Origin of the sequence: Pelagivirga sediminicola (assembly GCF_003072125.1) — a bacterium.
Lineage (GTDB): Bacteria > Pseudomonadota > Alphaproteobacteria > Rhodobacterales > Rhodobacteraceae > Roseovarius > Roseovarius sediminicola.
Genome location: NZ_QCYH01000072.1, coordinates 1 through 733, shown reverse-complemented (window position 1 = coordinate 733; position 733 = coordinate 1). Strand labels below are relative to the sequence as shown.

1 protein-coding gene is annotated in these 733 nt (G+C 57.6%); it reads right to left on the bottom strand.

Features of this window, described 5'->3' with window-relative positions:
* On the bottom strand, positions 1 to 629 hold a 629-nt coding region (locus tag DC366_RS19505; protein ID WP_108693791.1), incomplete at its 3' end, for a tyrosine-type recombinase/integrase.
* Between the last annotated feature and the right edge of the window lie 104 nt (positions 630 to 733).

The window sequence follows — 733 nt, the reverse complement described above, 5'->3', positions numbered from 1 at the left end:
ATTTCGATAGCTTCGGCGATCACCAGCGCATCTTCAAGCTCGACGCCGAGGTACCTGACAGTGCTGTCCATCTTGGTGTGACCCAACAGCAGTTGGACCGCCCTTAGGTTGCCTGTTTTCTTGTAAATCTGCGTGACTTTCGTTCGCCGCATCGAGTGCGTGCCATAGGCGCTTGCCTCCAGACCAATGGATGTCACCCAGTCACGCACAATGCGCGCGTACTGGCGGGTAGAGATGTGAAGCCGTTCGTGAAAACGCCCAGGCCAGAGGTATTCGGATCCGACCATCAGCGGCTCCCGCATCCATCTTGCCAGCGATGCACGGGTGCCTTCGGAGATTTCGAAGCGCACAGGTTTCTGGGTCTTGCTCTGAAGAACCGACGCGCGTTCCTTGATTTGGCCGGATGCCATAACATCGACCACCCTCATTTTCACCAGATCGCAGCCGCGCAGCTTGCTGTCGATGGCAAGATTGAAGAGCGCCAGATCACGGTGGTTCTCGGCCAATTCCAGCCGCACCCTGATCGCCCAGACGTGTTTGGGCTTGAGCGGCCTTTTCTGGCCGACGATCCGGTCTTTGTTCCAGGCTGGGCGTAAGGCGCGGATGGCCGGTAAGTTTGATGTTTCCATGATGGATCCTCCGATCCACCACGCCCTCCCACATCGACAACCCGACGTTGACAAGACATCATACCATATGATGCTGCGCCGCATCCGAGGTCGGCTTTGAGCCC